The 21,422-nt window shown below is 64.2% G+C and carries 21 protein-coding genes and 1 riboswitch; of the genes, 14 read left to right on the top strand and 7 right to left on the bottom strand.

Translation table 11 applies throughout. The annotated features are described in order from the left end of the window. Window positions 1-14: 14 nt before the first annotated feature. From ACSYG9_RS18065 to ACSYG9_RS18085, 5 genes are all read right to left on the bottom strand, one after another. Window positions 15-1,109, bottom strand: coding sequence for an ABC transporter substrate-binding protein (locus ACSYG9_RS18065; protein ID WP_440123831.1), 1,095 nt, complete (start codon window positions 1,107-1,109; stop codon window positions 15-17). Continuing rightward, entirely contained in the window at window positions 1,102-1,890 is a 789-nt protein-coding gene (locus ACSYG9_RS18070) for an ATP-binding cassette domain-containing protein (RefSeq protein WP_440123832.1), read from the bottom strand. Before ACSYG9_RS18070 ends, ACSYG9_RS18065 begins: the two co-directional genes overlap by 8 nt. Before the next feature lie 11 nt (window positions 1,891-1,901). Then, entirely contained in the window at window positions 1,902-2,981 is a 1,080-nt protein-coding gene (locus tag ACSYG9_RS18075; RefSeq protein WP_454839390.1) for a FecCD family ABC transporter permease, read from the bottom strand. Window positions 2,982-3,136: 155 nt separating this feature from the next. Beyond that, window positions 3,137-3,319: riboswitch (cobalamin riboswitch) on the bottom strand. A 98-nt stretch (window positions 3,320-3,417) separates the two neighbouring features. Further along, window positions 3,418-4,077 (bottom strand): SDR family oxidoreductase, encoded by a 660-nt coding sequence (locus ACSYG9_RS18080; RefSeq protein WP_440123834.1) that lies wholly within the window; start codon window positions 4,075-4,077, stop codon window positions 3,418-3,420. Between the two features lie 161 nt (window positions 4,078-4,238). Beyond that, window positions 4,239-5,540 carry a TetR family transcriptional regulator gene (locus ACSYG9_RS18085; protein ID WP_440123835.1) on the bottom strand — a complete coding sequence of 434 codons (1,302 nt, stop codon included), beginning with the start codon at window positions 5,538-5,540 and terminating at the stop codon, window positions 4,239-4,241. Between the two features lie 335 nt (window positions 5,541-5,875). On the opposite strand from ACSYG9_RS18085, the gene ACSYG9_RS18090 reads away from it, so the two are divergent. The 12 genes from ACSYG9_RS18090 to ACSYG9_RS18145 all read left to right on the top strand — a co-directional run bounded on the left by ACSYG9_RS18090 (window position 5,876) and on the right by ACSYG9_RS18145 (window position 16,866). After that, window positions 5,876-6,100, top strand: a complete 225-nt coding sequence (locus ACSYG9_RS18090; RefSeq protein WP_454839392.1) for a hypothetical protein — start codon at window positions 5,876-5,878, stop codon at window positions 6,098-6,100. Window positions 6,101-6,480: 380 nt separating this feature from the next. Beyond that, window positions 6,481-7,293, top strand: coding sequence for an MlaE family ABC transporter permease (locus ACSYG9_RS18095; RefSeq protein ID WP_169687537.1), 813 nt, complete (start codon window positions 6,481-6,483; stop codon window positions 7,291-7,293). Further along, window positions 7,290-8,144 (top strand): ABC transporter permease, encoded by an 855-nt coding sequence (locus ACSYG9_RS18100; protein ID WP_440123836.1) that lies wholly within the window; start codon window positions 7,290-7,292, stop codon window positions 8,142-8,144. The genes ACSYG9_RS18095 and ACSYG9_RS18100 overlap by 4 nt, the downstream gene beginning before the upstream one ends. Before the next feature lies 1 nt (window position 8,145). Then, entirely contained in the window at window positions 8,146-9,420 is a 1,275-nt protein-coding gene (locus ACSYG9_RS18105) for an MCE family protein (protein WP_454839395.1), read from the top strand. Next, window positions 9,417-10,454, top strand: coding sequence for an MCE family protein (locus ACSYG9_RS18110; RefSeq protein ID WP_440123838.1), 1,038 nt, complete (start codon window positions 9,417-9,419; stop codon window positions 10,452-10,454). Before ACSYG9_RS18105 ends, ACSYG9_RS18110 begins: the two co-directional genes overlap by 4 nt. After that, the gene (locus tag ACSYG9_RS18115) at window positions 10,451-10,669 is read left to right on the top strand and encodes a hypothetical protein (RefSeq protein ID WP_440123839.1); all 219 of its coding nucleotides are present in this window, start codon (window positions 10,451-10,453) and stop codon (window positions 10,667-10,669) included. Before ACSYG9_RS18110 ends, ACSYG9_RS18115 begins: the two co-directional genes overlap by 4 nt. A gap of 4 nt (window positions 10,670-10,673) precedes the next feature. Next, window positions 10,674-11,723 carry an MCE family protein gene (locus ACSYG9_RS18120; RefSeq protein ID WP_440123840.1) on the top strand — a complete coding sequence of 350 codons (1,050 nt, stop codon included), beginning with the start codon at window positions 10,674-10,676 and terminating at the stop codon, window positions 11,721-11,723. Continuing rightward, window positions 11,714-12,850 carry an MCE family protein gene (locus ACSYG9_RS18125; protein ID WP_440123841.1) on the top strand — a complete coding sequence of 379 codons (1,137 nt, stop codon included), beginning with the start codon at window positions 11,714-11,716 and terminating at the stop codon, window positions 12,848-12,850. The genes ACSYG9_RS18120 and ACSYG9_RS18125 overlap by 10 nt, the downstream gene beginning before the upstream one ends. Then, window positions 12,847-13,926 carry an MCE family protein gene (locus ACSYG9_RS18130; RefSeq protein WP_440123842.1) on the top strand — a complete coding sequence of 360 codons (1,080 nt, stop codon included), beginning with the start codon at window positions 12,847-12,849 and terminating at the stop codon, window positions 13,924-13,926. The genes ACSYG9_RS18125 and ACSYG9_RS18130 overlap by 4 nt, the downstream gene beginning before the upstream one ends. Next, window positions 13,923-15,143, top strand: coding sequence for an MCE family protein (locus ACSYG9_RS18135; RefSeq protein ID WP_440123843.1), 1,221 nt, complete (start codon window positions 13,923-13,925; stop codon window positions 15,141-15,143). Before ACSYG9_RS18130 ends, ACSYG9_RS18135 begins: the two co-directional genes overlap by 4 nt. Before the next feature lie 54 nt (window positions 15,144-15,197). Further along, on the top strand, window positions 15,198-16,106 hold the full coding sequence (locus tag ACSYG9_RS18140; RefSeq protein ID WP_454839397.1) for an oxygenase MpaB family protein: 909 nt from the start codon (window positions 15,198-15,200) through the stop codon (window positions 16,104-16,106). A gap of 34 nt (window positions 16,107-16,140) precedes the next feature. Beyond that, the gene (locus ACSYG9_RS18145) at window positions 16,141-16,866 is read left to right on the top strand and encodes an oxygenase MpaB family protein (RefSeq protein WP_440123845.1); all 726 of its coding nucleotides are present in this window, start codon (window positions 16,141-16,143) and stop codon (window positions 16,864-16,866) included. 18 nt (window positions 16,867-16,884) lie between these two features. On the opposite strand, the gene ACSYG9_RS18150 is transcribed toward ACSYG9_RS18145, so the two are convergent. Both ACSYG9_RS18150 and ACSYG9_RS18155 read right to left on the bottom strand, forming a co-directional pair. Further along, window positions 16,885-18,081, bottom strand: coding sequence for an FAD-dependent monooxygenase (locus ACSYG9_RS18150; protein ID WP_440123846.1), 1,197 nt, complete (start codon window positions 18,079-18,081; stop codon window positions 16,885-16,887). 37 nt (window positions 18,082-18,118) lie between these two features. Then, window positions 18,119-19,375 carry an MFS transporter gene (locus tag ACSYG9_RS18155; RefSeq protein WP_440123847.1) on the bottom strand — a complete coding sequence of 419 codons (1,257 nt, stop codon included), beginning with the start codon at window positions 19,373-19,375 and terminating at the stop codon, window positions 18,119-18,121. A gap of 48 nt (window positions 19,376-19,423) precedes the next feature. Here ACSYG9_RS18155 and ACSYG9_RS18160 point away from each other — a divergent pair, with 48 nt between their 5' ends. Together ACSYG9_RS18160 and ACSYG9_RS18165 are read left to right on the top strand one after the other, a co-directional pair. Continuing rightward, entirely contained in the window at window positions 19,424-20,293 is an 870-nt protein-coding gene (locus ACSYG9_RS18160) for an IclR family transcriptional regulator domain-containing protein (protein WP_440123848.1), read from the top strand. 57 nt (window positions 20,294-20,350) lie between these two features. Continuing rightward, window positions 20,351-21,421, top strand: a complete 1,071-nt coding sequence (locus ACSYG9_RS18165; RefSeq protein WP_440123849.1) for a cupin domain-containing protein — start codon at window positions 20,351-20,353, stop codon at window positions 21,419-21,421. Window position 21,422: the final 1 nt, after the last annotated feature.

The following is a 21,422-nucleotide window of genomic DNA, read 5'->3' on the forward strand; positions in this document are numbered from 1 at the left end:
TCGTTCGCCGCCGGTCACTTCAACGCGCTGAGGTCCATGCGCGGCTCGATTCCACTCCGAGGCAGTAGGTTTGCCTCTTCCAATGCGATCCGCAGTTGCTCCGCGGTATCCATCATCAGTGCACCGCTGCGACCCATGTCGGTCGGCAGATTCAGAATGCGTCCCTGTGTCACCGCGTCCAACGAACGGGTTGCGGGATTCTCGGTGAGCAGAGCCAGTTTCGCTTCGAAAGCTCCGCTACCGTCGCCGGTGTCAGTGAGAACGATGAAGTCCGGGTCCGCGGCAGTCACGGACTCCCAGGACACCTTCGGACTCTTCTCGTCGACGTGGTCGAACGCATTACGAGCACCCGTCACGTCGATGATCGAGGTGAAGAGGTGCGGATTACCGGCGCTCGACACCCCTTCGTTCGATACCGAGGTGACGTACATGACGGTCGGAGCACCGTCCGCTCGTGGCGCCGACTCCATCTCCTCGCGGCGCTGCTGCAACTCGTCGATCTTCACGGCGGCGATATCGTCGTGGCCGACGATGCTCCCGATGTTCGACAGATCGGCGTACGCCTCGTCCCACGGCGACAGCGCGTCGAGCGAACCGGGCAGGCAGGTCGGGGTGACGGTGTACGCGGGAATGCCGAAATCGTCGTTCAGGCGTTCGGGCGTGATGTTCTTCTCCACGCTGAAACCCCATCCGTGGCCGGCCATCACCACGTCCGGTTTCTGGGCCTGGATGGTTTCGAGGTTGAAGGATTCTTCCGAGACGACCGGCAAGGCGTCGATACGCGCTGTGCCGTACATACCGCGAAGTTGGTCGAGCCGTGTGTTACGGATACCGCTGATCGCGGTGATCCGGTCGTCGGCCTCGAGGGCAAGCAGATTCAGGAGGATCTGACTGTCGTTGGCGTAGATCGCCTGTGCCGGCGAGGGGAAGGTGATCTGCTCTCCGCAGTTCTCGACGGTGACGTGACCGTCCGACGCAACCTCCTGCTGTTCGTCTGCGCTGCTGCAGCCGGCCAGCGTCATGGCTGCGGTGAGGAGGCCGACGGCCAGCGAGACCGGAGTCCTCGAACGAGGCAGGGTCTTCGAACGGGATGGGACGTACTCAGGCATGGTTCTCCGTGTGTGATCGGATCCGGGGCGAGTCGGTACCGAGCACCAGGTGCTGCCGTCCGGTCGCAGGATCGGTGAGTTGTGTTGCAGGAACGCCGAAGGCACGAGTGATCGTTGCTGGGGACAAGGCCTCGGATGCGTCGCCGTAGGTCGCGAGAGCGCCGTCGTGGAGGACGGCGACCCGATCGAAGTACGCCGCCGCGAGCGCGAGGTCGTGCATTGCGGCCACCACCGTGCAGCCGAGGCCGCGCAGTGTGTCGAGGAGGTGTATCTGATGGCGGATATCGAGATGGTTGGTCGGTTCGTCCAGGATCAGCAGGGACGATTCCTGAGCCAATCCACGAGCCAGCATGGCGCGGCGCCGTTCACCGCCCGAGAGTTGATCGCACCGGCGATCGACTGCGTGTGCCAATTCGACGGTGGTCAGTGCGCGCAGTGTGACCTCCCGATCGGATTCTTCTCCCAGGGACCAGGGTGGCCGATGGGGGATGCGGCCCATGGCGACCATCTCACCGAGCAAGAGGTCCTGAGGGGGTGTTTCCTCCTGACCGACATAGGCAATCGCTCGTGCCCGAGCACGTGGCGGAAGCGAATAGAGATCTCGGCCGTCGAGGGTGACGGTTCCCTCCGCGGGGGCGCGCAGGCCTGCGAGGGTTCGAAGCAATGTCGATTTACCGCTCCCGTTGATTCCCACCAGCGCCACCATGGAGCCGGCGGGGAAGTCGAGATCGATGCCGGACAGAATGTCCGATCCGGCGATCCGGCAGCGAACATTGCGCATCCGAATATGCATCAGTCACCGTCCGAAAAACTGTAGTGGCGGCGCCCCAGCAGGAAGAGGAACACCGGTGCCCCCACGAGACCGGTCATCACACCCAGGGGGAGTTCCTCCGGACTGAGCAGGACCCGAGCAGCGATGTCGATCCAGAGCAGGAACAGTGCGCCACCGAGTGCGGCCACAGGAAGCACCACCCGATGGCGTGCGCCCACCACGATCCTGGCGAGGTGCGGCATGATCAGGCCGACGAATCCGATTCCTCCGGACACCGAGACCAGCACGCCGACAAGAATCGACGACAAAGCGAAGAGTCCCAGTCGGAGCCCCCGCACCGGCACACCGAGTGCTCTGGCCACGTCCGGTCCGCTTGCCAGCGCGTCGAGCCATGAATGGAGTGCGAACAGGATCGCGGCAGACGCAACCACGACGAGCAGGGCAGGGAGAATCTGCACCCACATCGCACCCGCCACGCTTCCGAGGGTCCAGTGCAGGACCGACCGAACGGCATCGCGGTCATCACTGAGGAAGACCAGGAAGCTGGAGACGGACGAGAACGCCGAGGCCATGACCACGCCGGTGAGAATGAGACGGAGTGGGGTCAGGCCCCCCTGTGCAATGGAGATGCCGAAGACCGCGGCTCCGGCGACCATGGCGCCGATCAGGGCGCCCAACGACAATGCCCACACACCGATAGTGGTCAGGACACCGAACATGATGACGAGAGTGGCCCCGACGCCGGCACCGGCGGAGATACCCAGAAGATAGGGATCGGCCAGCGGATTTCGCACCAGGGTCTGCATTGCGGCCCCGGCCATGGCCAGGCCTGCACCGACGATGAGCGCCATCAGGATGCGGGGAGCACGAAGTTCCCAGATGATCGTGTCGTACACCGGGTCGGGGCCGACCCCACCGGTGAAATGTGCTCGCACCACGTCCCATGTGGCGGACAGCGGCACCGGCTCGGACCCGAAGGTCAGCGACATGAATCCGCTGAGGACGACCGCGAGGGCGAGGACGACCAGGAGCGGGATCGCCGGAATTCGTGTGTGCTGCGGTGGCGTGGTGCGCTGAGGTGACTTCGCGACCTCGAGCAACTCAGCACCCCGACGGTGCGGACTCCGTGACCTGTCGTGGGGTCGGTAGGTCGCTTCGTGCGGAGGCGTGAACACGAATGGGGAGGGCGGTGCCATCGGTCTGGGCGCGCATCGATCGTTCTCTCGTATCAGGGGCCCAATCGCGAGGCCCACGTGTGTGATTCGGTGAGCCAGCAGGTCTTCGGACTCAGGGTCGTTCCGACAGGGCGCCTTCCCGGACCGATTCCGGTCCAGTGGCACGTGCCCTGTCGGTCGCCTTCACCGCTGCGCGACAGTTCCGGAGTTGCACCGGATTCCCTTGCATTTCTGATGCACGTACTGCATCAGGGCTGCTTCTGACTCGTGGAGAACGTAACACAGGCGTAACAATGGCCGTGGGTCCGGACCCGCTGTGCGAGATCCGGGGTCCACGGCGTCGATCTACCGGTGACGACCGTCAGCGGAGTGCGTCGAGCGCCTCCGCGATCGGTGTGTCGCCGTTGTTGAACTCGATCATGCGACCGGCGGTCTCGGGACGCTCGAGCACTGCAGCGATCACGGCGGCGACATCGGCGCGCGAGACCTGCCCCTTGTCTCTCGCACCCTGACCCTCGATCTCGATCCGTCCGGTCGGGGGATCCAGGGTGAGGGCGCTCGGCCCGAGAATGGTCCACTCGAGATCGGTGCCGCGCAGGTGTGTATCGGCGGCGGCCTTCGCCTCTGCGTACGGATGGAAACTGTTGTCCTCGGGCACACCGTGGTCGGGTCTCGCCCCGAAGTACGACACCATCACGTACCGCCGCACGCCTGCCTCCTGCGCGGCTGTCATCGATGCGATCGCGGCATCACGGTCCACGGCGTACGTGCGGGCGGGGTTGCCGCCGCCCGCACCCGCCGACCACACCACCGCATCGTGGCCCTGCAGCAGGTCGGACAGCGCCGCGATGTCGAGTTGCTCGACGTCGGCCACCACCGGCGTGCCTCCTGCGGCGCGTACGTCGTCGGCGTGGTCGGGGTTGCGAATGAACGCACTGGTCTCGTGGCCGGAGTCGGCGAGTAACCGCTCGAGGTGCAGCGCGACCTTGCCGTGTCCGCCGAAGAGTGCGATGCGTGCCATGTCGAGTGCTCCTTGTGTCCGGGGATCGGGTGCGTCTCCCAGCATGCCTTCCTTCCGATATCCGCGCGCGAAGAAGGCACGCACACTCGGTCGACGCCTGGGGCCTGCCTCTTCTGTTCGCGCGCGGAGTTGCCGGAGTGGCCGGACACGGCAGGCGATCGCTACCTGGACGGCGTGTGCGCAGACAGTGACCCGGCGGCACTCGACTTCGGCATACGCGGATTGTGTTCGGAGGATGCAGGCTGTTCGGGCGTGGAGCCGAGCAGTACCGACATCATCACCGCATGGATCCGTGGCGCCTGTTGCCGCACGGCGTTGGGACCGAGGAACACACCCAGATCGGGAACGAGGTTGAGCGCTGCGTACAGAAGGAAGCGTGATTCGACGCTCGAGAGTTCGGGGCGTACCTCGTTGAGGAGGGTGGCCCATTGTTCGACGTCGAGTCGCTGGCGCATACGTAGATCTGCCCGCGGTCCGGGAGGCACATTGATCAGCTCCGCAAAGTACACGGACATCAACTCCCGCTGCGAGATGCAGAGCTCGATATACACCGTGGCAAGTGCTTCGAGGCCGTCTCGTGGGCTCGAGGTCCGCTGAAGTGCCGACTCGATCGAGGTCTCGAGCCGGTCGATCGCACGGTAGAAAGCGGCTGCGAGGATATCGGCCTTCGATGGGAAGTATCGGTAGACGCCCGACGCGGGCAGGCCTACGGTCGAGGCGATCTCCTCCACTCCGATTTCCGCGTACCCCTCCCGATGGAAGAGTTCGATCGCCGATTGCAGAAGATCCTCGCGCATGTTGTTCACCGACGACGGGTGGCGCGCAGCGGTGGGTATCGACGAAATGGGTTCTTCCGAAGAGAGATCCGACCGGGACAGTGCCACACATGCATCGACGAGGATGTGCTCGATGCGGCGCGGAGCCAGGGTGAGGCTGTGCGCAGTGATACTGCCGATTGCGCTGAGCATCGCGGCAACGAGCACGAACGTGTCCGTGCTGGAAATATCCGGGCGGATGAGGCTCACACATTCCCCGATCCTGCGGTTGACCTCCCATGCGCGCCGACGGATGGGAGAGCGATCCTCCGGTCGTAGGTACCGGCGTTCCCAGCGGTAGATACCTGCGGTGCGCCGGTTGGCGATCGTGGTGCCGATGATGGCGCAGAGATGCGCGCGGAGCTCGTCCGTAGCCGATTCGGCGTGGCCCGTCGGTGAGCTCTCGAGAGCGGACTCCAGGGCGTCCAGGAGTATGAGAGCAGAGTTGAGGAAGAGTGCGTACTTCCCCGGAAAGTGGCGGTACAGAGCGGATTTGGTGATTCCGACCTCGTCGGCGATGTCTTCGACACTCACGCCGTGGTAGCCACGTTCGCTGAAGGCGATCGCGGCCGCAGTGGCGATCTGGTCTCGCCGGTTCTTCGGCCGCGATCTGCGCTCGGCCTGAGGGGAGGGAGTCTTGCCGACCACGCGCACCTACTTCTGTTGCTCGGGCTGCCCTGGCTGCGATGCGGCGGGCATCTCTCTTCGGGCGAGCATACGCTGCTTGCAGCGGCGAACCATCATGCACATGTGAACCGTTGTTTGCTGTCATATGTGTGCAGAAACGCGAGAAGGGCAGCATAATCCTAGTTCAGGGCGGGGTTGTGGTTCTCGTGTCCGATGGATAACTCTTCGGAATGACCGTTCACAAAACTCTATCGTTTCGAATGCGGCGGTGATACCGTCCCCGGCGAGCACCCTGCGTCGAGGTGCTTTCCGCGATCCGGATCCGTTGTCCCTACTGATTGCTGGAGGCCCGTCCGGTGTTCGACACTGCACGCAGGGTTCTGTCCTACGAGATGTCCGTGGCCGAATTCATCGGTCTGGTCGTTCTGATCGCCATTCCGTACGGATTGGTCGGGGTGATCTGGACTCTCACCCACACCTCGCACCTTGCGGACATGGAAGGTGTCGATCTGGTGATCTCGTTCCTGGGCTCGATCGTGTGCTGGCCTGTTCTGACGTTCTCCGACGTATGCATGACGTGAACGGCGAACTCGCCGCACGCTGAAGGGTATGGCGGCTCGTGTTCTGTACGACTGTTCTCCTGTGGCATCCGATCGCCTCTCGCGATCGTTGTGGCATGTGCGAGTGATGGGCGGCGGGCAATAGTAGAATAGACTGGCACCAAGCATGTTTCGTCGGCCCGTCCCCACGGGGCATGCCGAGACGCAGGGCGTGGAAGGCGCGCTCTATAACCTAGAATGAGTGTTCACTTGAGCCTTGTCGGTCGGAGACTTGTGTGCCACACTTCACTGCAAATCGAAGACTGTTTCCGGTGGTGTTGCCGATGTGCTCGGTTACCGGATGGGGGTGATCCGCGTGTGCGGAGAACGGTTGTGGGGTGCGAAATGAAGGGATTCAGTAGATGACCTACGAGCTGCCGGCATCGCGCGGTCCGGTTCGCGACGTCGCGACCGAGGGTGGTTTCCTGATCGGGTTCGCCGTGCAGTCGCTGGTAGTCCTGATGGTTGCCATCATCCGACGACGACTGTCGCTGCACGAAACCGTCACGCAGACCCTGTTCATCGGACGGGTGTGCACCGGACCGTCTCTGCTGCTGATGATTCCGGTCGGCGTATTCATCGCCGTGTCGGTCGGCGAACTCGCCGGACGGATCGGGGCCGGTGGTTACTCGGGCGCGGTCGTCGCTTTCATCATCGTCGGCCAGGCATCGGCGCTCGTGTGTGCACTCATGCTTGCGGGTGTCGCCGGATCGGCGATCTGCACAGATCTCGGGTCACGCAAGATCCGCGAAGAGATCGACGCGATGGAAGTAATGGGACTCGACGTCCTCGAACGTCTTGTGGCGCCGCGACTCGTCGGTGCCGTCGTAGTGTCTCTCGCGCTGTGTTCGATGGTCACTCTCGGTGGTGTCGCCGCATGCTGGCTGTATCACATCTATGTGCAGCACCTACCCGCCGGAACATTCATGGCGACATTCTCGGAATACGGACGACCAGCTGATTTCGTTATGGCACTGGTGAAATCAGCGGTCTTCGGTTTGCTCTCCGCCCTCGTGGCGACGTTCAAGGGACTGCACACGAAAGGCGGCCCGCGCGGCGTCGCTGACGCGGTGAACGAGGCGGTCGTGATCGCGTTCGCACTCGTGTTCATCGTCAACACCGCGCTGTCTGCCCTGTACACGGTCATCGTTCCAGCTGTCGGTGAGTTCGCATGACACTTGCAACACGTGAACCGATCGCGGGTGCGACACGGGCGGTGGGGCGTGTCGGCGACAACCTCGCGACACTCGGAATGCATGTCTCGTTCTACTTCCGTACCATCGCTTCGATTCCATATGCTCTCAGCAAGTTTCGGAAGCATGTTTTTGCTCAGATCAGTGAGGTGAGCTTCGGAACCCAGTCGTTGCTGTCGGGCGGCGGAACGATCGGCATCGTCTTCGCCATGTCGCTCGCCGCGGCGATGATGCTGGGGGTGGAGACCCAACGCGGTCTCGAGCTCGTCGGGATGACCACGATGTCCGGGATGCTCTCGGCCGTCGCGAACACTCGCGAGCTCGCCCCCGTAGTCGTCGCGATCGCACTGTCGGCGAAGGTCGGTGTCGGTTTCACCGCACAGATCGGCGCCATGCGCATCTCCGACGAGATCGACGCGCTGGATTCCATGGCCATCCGGTCGATTCCGTTCCTCGCCGCGACCCGCGTGCTTGCCGCGATGGTGTGCGTCATCCCGATCTACATGATCGGCCTTCTCGCCAGTTACCTGTCCACCCGCCTCGTCGTGGTGTATTTCAACGGGGCCTCGGCAGGGACCTACGACTACTTCTTCCACCTGGTTCTCACGCCGCAGGATCTCCTGTACTCGGGTATCAAGGCGATGGTGTTCGCTGTGGTCGTCAGCCTCGTGCACTGCGCCTACGGGTACTACGCGTCCGGAGGGCCCGCAGGTGTGGGCGCAGCGGCAGGCCGTGCGCTGCGCACCGCGATCCTGTCGATCGGCGTGCTCGACGTGCTGCTCACGTTCGCGCTGTGGGGTCTGGTTCCCGAAGTTCCCGGAATGGGGGTGTGACATGGATCGGCCCACCTCACGTCAGAGAACGAGATACATTGCCTACGGCGCGCTGAGTCTCTGCCTTGCGATGGGTGTCGCGGCAGGCATGGTGCTCCGCGGCACAGGAACCTTCGAGAGCACCGACGACGTCTTCGTCGAGGTCCCCGCCGCTGCCGGGCTCGTCAACGGGGGAGCGCCCGTGCGGTATCACGGCGTCGAAGTCGGACGGATCGCCTCCGTGGAGGCCGGCTCGACCGAGTCCCAGGTGCGCCTGGCCATCGACTCGGCTGCTGCGAAGCTCGTGCCGTCGGCGGTTCTCGCCCGCGTCGTGCCCCGCACCTTCTTCGGCGACATCTACGTCGAACTCGTCGACCCGGAAGGCGACGCGACCATCACCGCAGGCGGCACGCTCGGGGAGGTCGATACCATCGTCGTCGACTCCGGACCGGAAGCCGTCGCAATGTACGACGTGTTCACGAAGATGGCCGGTGTCCTCGACGACATGCGTCCGGATCAGCTCTCGGTCGCACTGAGTGCGTTGAGCAGCGCGCTCGACGGACACGGTGAAACCATCGGGCGCACGATCGACAGATTTTCCGCCGTCAGCGACACGATGGCTCCTGCTGCCGCCGACTTCCTCGATGCGACACCACAGTTCGTCGAGGTCATGCGGTCGTTGTCGGTCGCCACCCCGGACATCGTCGGAATGGTCGCATCGGCTGCCGAGGTGTCCGGCGCCATCGTCGAGAGCCGCGATCGGCTGGCCGACACCTTCGATGCCGCGACCCTGCTCGCAGCGTCGGTCGACGGATTCACCGGCGAGCGCCGTGATTCGATGATCACGGTCACCAACTCGGTCGGCACGATCCTCGCCACGACGGCAGCCAACCCGAGCGGCCTGTACAGCACGCTGGAGAACGCCGAATTGTTCGGCAACGCCGGAGCGCGGGTTTTCTCGACCGGACGATTCAACATCACCGCCGTACCGTCGTTCGCCGACCCACTGCCGTACACGTCGGCGGATTGCCCGAGTTACGGGTCCATGACCGGACGCGAATGCAACAGTCCCGGCAACAGCACCTACAGTGCGCCCACGCGGATCGTCGGCACTGAATCGACGAAGATCGTCGGCGGCCCAGGCGAAGCCGAGGCATTGAAGCTTCTCGAGGATGCATTGGGTACTGCCGGAGTGGCCCTGCCCGACCCCCTCGGCGAGGTCGCCGAAGCCCTGAATCCCGCGACCTCGTTCATTCTCGGACCGCTCGTCCGTGGCAACGAGGTGCAGATCCCGTGAAACTCACTCGTTCCCAAGTGCTGTCGCTCGCAGGCTACTGTGTGGTCGGTGCGGTCTGCGGAACACTGGTGTTCAACACGCTGGCCGAGCCGGTCCGCGGATCTTCCGATCACTACATTCTCGAGTTCACCGACGTGGAAGGCCTAGGCGTCGGCAATCCTGTCACGCTGTCCGGCGTGCGGGTCGGCCGGGTCGATGCGATCGACGTCGCCGACGCCGACGGCGGCGGTGCGATGGCACGCGTGACCGTCGAGATCGAAGGCGATCAGATACTCACCAGCGGCGTTCGCGCGACAGTGCGCTACGGCGACATGCTCGGCGCCCGGTACGTGGCCATCACGATGCCCGAACCGTACGTCGACGCACCCGCAGTGTCCGACGTGCTCGCCCCTGGCGCGGTGGTTCCGGTTTCGCAGACCACGCCACCGGTCGACCTGACCGCGTTGATGAACGGGTTCCGGCCGCTGTTCGACTCCCTGCCGCCCGACGAGGTCAACGTCCTCGCACGCAACCTCACCGACACGTTCAACGGACGCAGCGACGCCGTCGCGCAGTTCCTCGACCGGGTGGCGGTCCTCACCGGAAGTCTCGGAGATCGCGAAGACATCCTCGGTGAGGTCGTCGTGAACATGACACGGCTGCTCGGAACGCTCGACAACCGCTCCGGTGAGCTGAGCTCGCTCGTCGACGGACTGTCCGTGCTCGGTGATTCCGTCGTCGGTGACGGCGCCCGGCTCGCCGAGTTCCTCGACAGCGGCAGCGCCACAGTCGACGAGCTCGCCGACATCATGGTGCAGTCCGATGGTGCGTTCACCCGATCCCTCGCGAGCCTCGGTGCTGTCACCGACACCTGGATCGCGAACACACCCGAGTTCGAGCGCATGCTGACGAACCTCCCGAACTTCGCGCACCAGATCAACCGCACCGGGCAGTACGGCAGCTTCGTGAGCCTCTACCTGTGCAACTTCACTCTGAAAGCAGGCGACGCAGAAGTGAACATCTTCGGTCCGACCCATTCGCCGGTGTGCCGATGATCCCTCTGACACGACTCATCGACCTCGTCGTCCGCGGTACCCGATCGCTCGGCGGTCACAACGGACGGATCATGCAGAGCATCGCCTTGGTGTTCGTCGTCGTCGTGCTCGGCGCCGGTATCGGCATCGTCGCGATCGGCGTCGCGCACATCGACGACCTCGTGAACGTCCTCGTGGCGAACTCCGAGGAGACGGCCGCGGGGGAGGTGCGCTGAAGCGATGTTCCTCGTCAAACTCATCGACATTTTCGTCGGCGCGCTCGAATTCCTCTTCGGATTCGGTCGAAGGCAGAACACCACGCACATGCCGCTCGTACTCGGCACGATCGGCATCGTCGTGCTCATCGTCGGCCTCACCGCGGCGATCAGCATCCCTCGCTTCTGGTATCAGGCCCGAACCGAGCCTTTCACAGCGGAATTCGCGAACGCAGCAGGGCTTGCTGCCGGTGATCCCGTCTATGTCGCAGGCGTCCCCGCCGGGCGGGTCGAGAACATCGTCCTCACCGGTCGTCACGTCGACGTCGAGTTCAGGCTCGACGACAACCGCACGGTCGGCAACACATCGACTGCGTCGGTCCGGCTCGAAACCGTGCTCGGCAAGCGGTACCTCGATGTCCGGCCCAGCGGTGTCGACGACGGCGGCAACACGATCCCGATCGATCGAACCACCGTCCCCTACTCGCTCGACGAAGTCGGAGCGGGTGCGCAGCGAGTCTCCCAAGAACTCGACCTCGACGCGATGGAACAGATGATGACCACGTTGTCGCAGGTCATGCCGTCCGACAGCGGCGAGATCGAACGAACCCTCACGGGCATCAGTGCCGCGTCGTCAGCGTTCGGACGGCACAGCGGCCAGTTCGATCAACTGCTCGAGATGTCACGTCGGCTATCGGAGATGGCAGTCGCTCAACAGGATTCGGTAGTCGAAACCGCAGTGGACGCACGCACACTCGTGCAGACCATGGCGGTCCGTAAGGAGGCGCTCACCGGGCTCGCGAACAACCTGCGTGCTGTCATCACGACGCTGTCGCAGACGTTCACGGAGAACCGGGAAGAAGCCGATCGTCTCGTCGCCAACCTGACGGCCGTCACCGCCACCTTGCAGCGCAACTCCGAGAACATCGCCTCTCTCATGACACAGTTGCCACCGGCGTTGCGCACCGTCACAGATGCCACCGGCAACGGCACGTGGGCCGACGTCACCACCCCCGCAGCGGTCCTGCCCGACAATCTTCTGTGCGCGATCGGAGTGATGCAGGAATGCCGGTGATACAGGAAATGCCGGGGAGCGAGCAGCCCGGCACGACAAGGCCGTCGGGTAGAAAGAAGATCATCTCGCTCGTGGTGGTTGCGCTTCTGCTGATCGCTGCACCCATCTGGTACATCTTCGGCCGTACCGACCGGGTCACCACGGTGCACGCCGATTTCGAGTACGTCAACGGCATCTACGCCGGCAGCAAGGTTGCAGTGCTCGGTGTCGCCGTCGGAACCGTCACCGGCATCGAACCGCAGGGTACGTCGGTGCGGGTGACGATGACCGTCCCCGAAGAGGTGACACTGCCTGCCGACGTCTCCGCATACGTGATGAGCCCCGCGATCATCAGTGAGCGCTATATCGAACTCGGGCCTGCGTTCTCCGATGGACCGGAACTGCCCGACGGATCGACCATCCCGGTCGAGCGCACCCATTCGCCCATCGACATCGATGGGATGCTCGGCAGTCTCTCGACCCTCGTCGACTTCATGGGACCGGACGGCGGCGACGTCGGCTCGGTGCTCGCGAGCAGCGCCGAGACGTGGGGCGGCCAGGGGGAGGCGTTCAACAATGCCATCCGCGACCTCAGCGCAGCCACCGGAGTCATCGGCGGAACCTCCGAGGGCTTCTCGGTACTCGTCGACAACCTCTCGACGCTCATCGAGGCGATGGATGCGCGTCAGGTATCGCTCGATTCCATGGTCGACGACATGTCCGCTCTCTCCACCGTATGGCAGGATGCGGATCTCGACATCACCGTGCCGCTCGAACAACTGCAGACCGTGTTCGCCGAACTCGACAGTTTCGTGATACAGCACCAGGAGAGCTTCGGAGCGATCTCGACGAACCTCGAAGGACTCGGCTACGCCCTGACCGACAACAAAGCAGGACTCGCGGAGTTCATGGACCTCGTCCCGCTGATGATGCAGAACCTGGAGAACACCGTCGGCCCCGACGGGCGCAGCCGCATCCGGTTGAACGTGTCGACGAACCTGACATCCTTCGAGACCGCCGGTCCGCTGTGTGCGCAACACCCGCTGCCGCTGTGCACGGGCGCCGGGTTCACCAACCCCATCTCATTTCCCATCAGCGCGTCCGATCCGCTCGGGATCGTTACGGCCATCACCGGAGGGAACCCGTGACCCCGACGTCTCTCGTCCCCTCCAAGCAGCGCATGAGTCTCGTCGCGCTCGCTGTGGCTGTCGCAAGCACGGCTGTTGTGTCCGGCTGCGGCTACGGCATCCAGGATCTCCCGGTCGGGCGGTCCGCCGGTGCCGGCGCATTCGACGTGGACGTGCACCTGTCGAGCGCCGACGGCATCGTCCTCGGCGCGGACGTCCGATACGGCCAGCAGATCGTCGGCCGGGTGGCAGCCCTGAACACTGCGACAACCGGCGCGACCCTTCAGGTCTCGCTGCAACGCGAACTCGAGGTACCGAGCAATGTTCTGGTCTCGGTGGAGATTCCGTCGGCTCTCGGCAGCCCGTACCTGAGGCTCGTCACACCTGCTGATGCCGCGACGGACCGATTGTCCGACGGCGATGTGATCACCGTCGACAACACCGATCTGGGTCCGCGTGTGGAGACGATGCTCGCGTCGCTCGGCAATGTTGTCAGCGGCAGCGGAATGGACCAACTTGCGACGGTCGTCGACGAACTGAACATCGCATTCACGGGGCGATCCGATCAGGTGCAGTCGCTCGCCGACACCGCCACCGACCTCATGACCCGCGCGATCGACAAACAGACAGCGTTCGACGAGGCGATGGTCCTGGCCGCCGACGTCACCCGGACCATGGCGGACGAGGAGCAGACGATGGACACCTACCTCGCGAATACCGCGGGCGCGGTGGAGGTGCTCGTCTCACAACGCGATTCGATCTCCGCGCTCCTCGAATCGACGACGCGTCTGGCCGGCAACATGCAGGCACTGACCGATGCCGTACCGCAGGGCACCGCCGGATTCCTGACCGACGCAGAGACGGTTGCGTCCACCCTTGCCGCGTTCAACGACCGGATGGGCGGCACTCTCACCGCCATGAACGCGTTCATGGACACGTTCGGTAAGTCGGTGCGCGGTGACTACCTCGTGTTCGACGGAGCTCTCGAGATCCCGGAGAGTATCGATACGGTTCTGACCGGCGGGACCTTCACCGGTACGCCGCCCGGCCCGTCACCGACGTCGTTGCAGGATCTCCTCGGAGGAGGACACCGATGAAGAAGATCGTCCTCGTCCAGCTCGTCCTGTTCGCGTTGGCTGCGGTCATCGTCGTCCCGTACGGCGTCTACTACATCGTCGGCCCCCGCGGTATCGGCGATCCGATGACCCTGTCCGCCGACGTGGACGATGCGCTCGGTGTGTCGGAAGGCACCGTCGTTACTTACCGCGGTGTACAGGTGGGTGCAGTGTCGGCAGTGAACGTCGAACCGCAGAGCGGGGGTGCCAGGCTCGAGTTCGAACTCGAATCCGGCACCGAGATCCCGGTCGACTCGATCGCGAAGATCACCCAAGGGACGCTCGCAGGCATGCTCAACGTCGATATCTTCCCGCGCGTCGACCGTGGCCCGTATCTCGTGGACGGTGACTCGATCGAGATGCCTGCGGAGGAGCAGCCCGTGCAGATCGCTGAAACCCTCGCGAGCACGGCGTCGCTACTCGATACCTTCGAGCCAGGCACCGTTTCGACGATCGGAACCGAGCTCGGTGCGGCCTTCCAAGGGCTCGGCCCGGATCTGGCACGGCTGATCACTGACGCCGACGATCTGTCGGGTCGGCTCGAAAGCCAGGCTGCCGACCTGACCGAACTGCTCAGTCGCACAGCTGGTCTGACGACCGCCATGGCGGGAAATTCGGATCGATTCGTCGACGGTGTAGCGGCGGCCCGCACAATCGCCGACACCTTGTACAACAACGAGGATCGGATCACCGAAATGATGACGACCACTCCGGATGCCATGCGGCGAGCCGACGGTGTGCTTGCCGCCAACGAGATGTCCTTCGCGGCAGTGCTTTCGAACCTCGTCGACGTGGCACCGGTCATCTCCGAAAGATCAGCGGCGTTACAGACCGGCCTCGTCTCGATTCCCGCAGGACTGGCCGCACTCGAATCCATCGTGCACGGCGATCGAGCGGACTTCGCGCTCATCGCAACTCAGGGTCCGGTGTGTGCCTATGACACCCCTCGCCGACACCTCGGCGACGAATCGCCGGTGACCCCCGACCTCACGCACTACTGCCCGCCGGGTCAGGACCACGGCCAGCGCGGCGCGCAGAACGCGCCGCGACCGAATGATCTCGGCGTGGCGAACCGGACATCTCCCGGCACGCTCATCGGTCCTCCGGTCGTCGCCGATCCGATTCTCATTCCGGCAGGAGAAGAGCTGGCGACCTTCTGGCGGATGCTGCTTCAGGGGATTGGCAGTGGAGGGAACTGACCAGTAGGAACGCCGCCCGGCGCTACCGTACGACAGAACGACCAGGAGGGTCACATGCCCGCGCATTACCTCGACGACACCGTGGAATCCGAACCCGTGCTCACCTCGGCTCGTACCCGAATCAAGATCACCAGCGGTCCGAATCGATGGAGCCGCAAGAAGCACGTCCTGTCCGACGCCATCGACTTCTGGTCATTCGCCGGTGCAGCCGCAAACGTCATCATGCAGCTGGGCTGGCCCGAAGTCGCTTACGGCGTGATGGAGAGCAAAGTGCCGAGCGGCGCCCTCGTGCATCATCCGTGGAAGCGTGCGCGCACCACGACGCAATATCTGGCGGTCGCCATCCTCGGAACCGATGAGGAGCGCATGGCGTTCCGGGAAGCCGTCAACGGAGCCCACCGACAGGTGCGTTCCGACGAGAACAGCCCCGTGAAATACAACGCGTTCAACCGCGAACTCCAGATGTGGGTCGCGGCCTGCCTCTACGTCGGCATCGAAGACAGCTACCAGCTGCTGCACGGAACCTTGGACGAGATCCAGATCGAGGACTTCTATGCGACCGCGTCGAAGCTCGGCACCACACTGCAGGTCACCGAAGAGATGTGGCCGACGACTCGGGCCGACTTCGAGGTGTACTGGAATCGAGGGTGTGAACGCGTGGTTTTCGACGAAGCCTCCAAGAAGTTCATCGATGACCTCGTCGGCCTGAAGATGATCAACCTGCCGATGCGGTTGATGTTCAGGAATCTGTTGAAGTTCCTGACGATCGGAACTCTGCCGCCGTACTTCCGCGACCAGCTCGGCTACGAATGGAGCGAGGCGGACCGTCGTCGATTCGAGCACCTGTTTGTATTCGTCTCGTTCGTCAACCGCTTCATTCCGAAGTTCATCCGGCACGGTGGCAGCCACGCGCTGATGATGGATCTGCGTCGCCGCCTGAAAACCGGCAGGAACATCATCTAGCGCACGATCACCGAAAGTCGAAGTGGTCACAGGGATGAGCGATATCGACAGGAGCGGGTTACTGCACCGCTATCTCGCCGACAAGCGGTTCCTGCTCGCGTTGCCGCGAGCAGTGGGACTGCAGATGCTGCACCCGGCACTCGCGGCGGGCATGGAGCATTCACGCACTCCGCGACGGTTGTGGTTGCACAAGCGACACACAGTTCCGATCTTCATCCGGATGGCCTACGACGACACCGATATGTCGCTGATCATCAAGCGTGGACACGAGCGCATCAAAGGTGTCGACGGTCTGGGTCATCGATATCACAGTCTGAATCCGGACTTGTTCCAGTTCCAGCACGCGACGTACGTCGAGACGCTCGTGACGATGATCGACACGTTCGTGCGGCCGTTGACGGACGAGGACCGAGAGAACGTGTACCGGGATTGTTGCGGGTGGTTCCGCCGATATGGGATCAGTGACACGGGTCTGCCTGGTACGTGGGCCGAGTTCACCGGATGGTTCGACGACACCTGCAGTGCGCAGCTGCGCCGTACCGACGCCGGTGACTTCTTCCATGATCAAGTGGTGCGCCCGAGCGATTGGGTGCAACGACGGGTGCCGACGTGTGTGGTGCGCGCGTTGATGCACCCCATTGCGCAGGAGATGTGGGGTGTGGAGGTCCGTGCGTCCGATCGACGGGCGCTAGTACGTTATGTACTGCGCCGCAAGGCGATTGCTATGTTTTCATCCCCGCCGGATCCGCTGCGGGTCTGACGGGGACGACCCGGGCGGTCAGCGTGCGCGGTCGGAGCTGTAGCCCCACAGCCAATCGGTGTACTTGTAGCTCGACGTGTCGCGGATGCGGAACAGCTCGTTGCGTGCTTCACGGCCCGCGCCGTCGAGATGCCAGAGATCGCCCCACATACGGCCGACGGTGAGGATGCGGTTGCACCGCGGAGCGCGTTCGGCGTTGACGTCGCGCAGAATCTGGGGCCAGTTCTTCGTGTCGCCGCGAAGATCCTCGGCGGCGTAGTCGGCCAGGCACCGGGCGTCCTCGAGGGCCATGACGGCTCCGGAAGCGAGGTACTGCAGCGGCGGGTGGGCGGCGTCGCCGAGCAGGAGCATGCGGCCGTCGACCCAGTTGTCGACCGGGTCGCGGTCGAACATCGGCCACCAGCGGTCGGTCCACAGGTACTTCAGGGCTTCCTGCACCGATTCGTGGCAATGGTCGTAGGCGTGTGCCAACTCTTCCGGGCTGCCCCACTTCTCCTCACCGCGCAGGAACGCGGGGGACTGGAAGACAGCCACCTGGTTGAGCATCTCGCCGCCTCGCAGTGGGTACTGGATGAAGTGGCAGCGCGGACCGATGTAGCCGACGACGTCCTCGATCTCCTCCTCGAGCGGAACCGCGTTCATCGGAAAGGTGCCGCGGAACGCGACGTAGCCGGATCCGACGGGCTTGTCGTCGTGCAGTTTCGGTCGCAGGCGTGAGTGCAGTCCGTCCATGCCGAGCGCGACGTCGCCGACGTGCTCGGAGCCGTCCTCGAGGATGACGCGCACGGTGTCGCCTTCGGTGATGACGTCTTGCACGGCCGAACTGACGCGAAGATCGGCGCCGGCCTTGCGGGCCGCCTCGACGAGCACCGAATGCAGGTCGGAGCGGTGAACAACGAAGTACACGCCACCGTAGTGCTGCTGGTAGTCGTGCCCGAGGTTGACCTTGGTGAGGATCTCGGAGGTGACGGCGTCACGGAAGACCAGGTTCTTGGGCAGTACACCCTTGGAGATCACTTCGTCGTAGACGCCGAGTGATTGGAGGATGCGGCTGCCATGCGGACCGATCTGAAGGCCTGCGCCGACCTCGCCGAATTCTGGTGCGCGCTCGAACAGCGTGACCTGAGCGCCCTTCTGGGCGAGTGCCAGGGCATTGGCGACACCGCCGATGCCGCCGCCGGCGATGAGTACCCGTGCATCCTTCAGATCTGACATGAGGCGAGGCTCCTTAGGTGTTCGAGAGTAGGTCGGGTCAGTGGGCCATGATCGGACCGCGAGGCGCGTCATGACTGGTGGGGAACTTCCTCCAGATGACCGCCAGCAGGAGCGACGAGATCAGTGCGCTGATACCGAACAGGACGAAGTTCGAGTGGGCGCCGAGTCCGGCAGCCAGTAGCCAGCCGCCTACCTGCGGCGCCGCGACCGCGCCGATTCGCCCGACACCGAGCGCCCAGCCGAGAGCGGTGCCGCGGAGATGGTCCGGGTAGTACGACGCCACTGCAGCGATGATGAGTGCCTGGGTGCCGTGTGTGCCGACGCCGGCAAGAACGAAGATCAGGTAGACCACGGCGACAGGCGGGTCGAGCAACAGGGCAAGCAAGGACACGCCGGCGATGGCCGCGGCGATGACGCTGGTCGGCACCGATCCGTATCGCACGCCACCCCAGGCGGTGATGAACGAGCCGGCGACCGCACCCAGATTCAAGGCGAGTGCGAAGGTCAGGGCGCTGCCGAGGTCGGTGCCCTCGCCCTGCATGAGCTTCGGCAGCCAGGTGCCGAGTCCGTACCAGGCGAGGAGGGTGACGATCGTGACGGCAGCGAACATGATGCTGATGAGGCGGAACTGTGGGCCGAGTAGCGCCTTGAATCCGCTGGCTCCGGCCTTCGTGTCGACCTTCATCGTGGTGCTCGGGAGGGTCTTGAGGGCAAGCGGCACAAGCACGACGAGCGGGATGAGAGCGAACAGGAACATCGGTCGCCAACCCCAGTTCGGGATGACGGGAATGCCGACGAGGGCGGCGATACTGCCTCCGATGGGTACGCCCGACATCATCATGGTCGCGACGGCTGCACGCCACTTGTTCGGGACGAGTTCGGCTGCAAGCGCATTGGATGTCGGGACGAGTCCGCCGAGGCCGATTCCTGCGATCAGGCGGAAGATGCCGAAGACGGCAGGACCGGGCGCGACCGCGCACAGTGCGGTGAAGACCGACAGCACGACGACGCATCCGATGACCGCTTGCTTGCGTCCGATCGCGTCGGACAGCCGTCCGGCGAGGACCGCGCCGATCATCATGCCGACGAACGCGAGGCTCCCGAGGGTGCCCGCAGTCGAGGAGCTGATGCCCCACTCGTCCTGCAGGCTCGAAATGACGTTGCCGTAGACGATGAGGTCGTATCCGTCGAAGACGACGAACAGCCAGCACACGATCACGGCGATGACGTTGCCGCGGGGGAGGACTATGCGGCCGTCGCCGGTCGAGGAGACGACGTCGTTGGGCTGGTGCATTTTTCCACCTTGGGAGTGCGTTGCGCCGCCATGCAATAGAGTTCTGCTATGCAGAAAAAGCCGGGCAGGATCGAGCGGCCTACATATGCCTTGGAGTCGGTCGACAATGCGCTTCGCCTACTCCAGATGCTGCGTGATGTGGGTGCTCTGCGATTGAAGGAAGCCGCTGAGGAACTCGGGACGGCACCGTCGACCGCGCATCGACTACTCGCCATGCTGGTATACCGCGGGTTCGCAGTGCAGGACGAGAAGCGGGTCTACCACCCCGGACCGGCGATGGGCGTGGGGCCGGCGCGGCAGGGCTGGACCCGCGAACTCACCGAACTGTCCCGGCCGCACATGGAGGCGCTGGCGTCGCTGGCGGGGGAGACGATCAACCTCGTCATCAGGATCGGGTCGCAGGCGCGGTTCCTGTGGACCGCGGAGACCGAATCGATCCTGCGGGTGGGTGATCGGCAAGGCCAGGTCCTTCCGGCCGAGCTCACAGCGGGTGGACGCATACTCCTGGCCGAGCAGCCACGCGCGGTTCTGGAGCAGTTGTACCTGCGGCCGGCCGACGAGCCCCGGATCGATCAGGGACCTTCGCCGGACGCCACCGATCGGAGGATGGCGGTCGGGGAGTTCGAGGTATTCGTCCACGAGCTCGAGGCTGCGCGGAAAGTGGGGTTCGCGGTGAACGTTGAACACACAGAGGAAGGGGTCGCTGCACTCGGTGTGGCGATCCGCAACGGCAGGGGTAACGCGATTGCGGCGCTCACTGCCGCAGTGCCCGTCACCCGCTACCGGGCGCATCTGCGCGGGCAGCTGGTCAACCAGATGCACGCTGCCGTCCGCGGCGTCCAGGTGGACGTCGCGAGTATCGAACCGACCGACGCAGGGAGTTCTGCACAGAAGAAATCAGTTCCGTTCGACGAGTGACCGGACATACGTTGGACGGCAAGCCGGGCATGTGCTGCACGTTTGACGAGGAGACCGATGACCGCCACCGAACCCATGGACCCCGAACTCACAAAGCTCTACGACGACTTCGCCACCGAGAACCTGAACCCTCTGTGGACGCAGCTCGGCGACCTCATGCCGATGGTGCCGACGTCCAAGGCGGTGCCGTTCGTGTGGAAGTGGTCGACGCTGTACCCGCTCGCGCAGCGCGCAGGTGATCTCGTGCCGGTCGGTCGTGGTGGCGAGCGCCGCGCAATCGCGCTGGCCAACCCCGGCCTCGGTGGCGTCCCGTACGTCACCCCTACCCTGTGGGCGGCGATCCAGTACCTCGGCCCGAAGGAGACGGCTCCCGAACACCGGCACTCCCAGAACGCCTTCCGCTTCGTAGTGGAGGGCGAGGGCGTGTGGACCGTCGTCAACGGCGATCCGGTCGCGATGCGCCGCGGCGACTTCCTGCTCACACCGGGCTGGAACTTCCACGGCCACCACAACGAGACCGACCAGCCGATGGCATGGATCGACGGTTTGGACATCCCGTTCGTTCATTACACGGATACCGGGTTCTTCGAATTCGGTTCGGACGGGGTGACCGACGAGGGCACCCCGGATATTTCCCGGTCCGAGCGCCTCTGGGTGCATCCGGGGCTGCGTCCCCTCGTGGGCCTGGACAAGAAGACCAGCTCACCGATCGCGTGCTACCGATGGGTCCATACCGACCGCGCGCTGAACGAGCAGCTCGCGCTCGAGGATGAGGGCTACGCCGCGACGCCGGAGCCGGGACACGCAGCGATTCGCTATACCAACCCCACCACCGGCGGCGACGTCATGCCGACGATCCGAGCCGAGTTCCATCGTCTCCGGGCCGGAGCACACACCCGTCAGCGTCGCGATGTCGGCTCGGTCGTGTTCCAGGTCTTCGAAGGACAGGGCCGTTTCCATCTCGGCGATACCGACCACGACGTTGCCAAGGGCGACATGATCGTGGTGCCGTCCTGGACGGAATGGTCTCTCGAGACCGACGACGGCGTCGACCTGTTCGCGTTCTCGGACGCACCTATCGTGGAACGACTTCATTTCAACCGAACCATCATCTCCGAAGGAGCCTGAA

Source organism: Rhodococcus sp. SJ-2 (assembly GCF_053750035.1).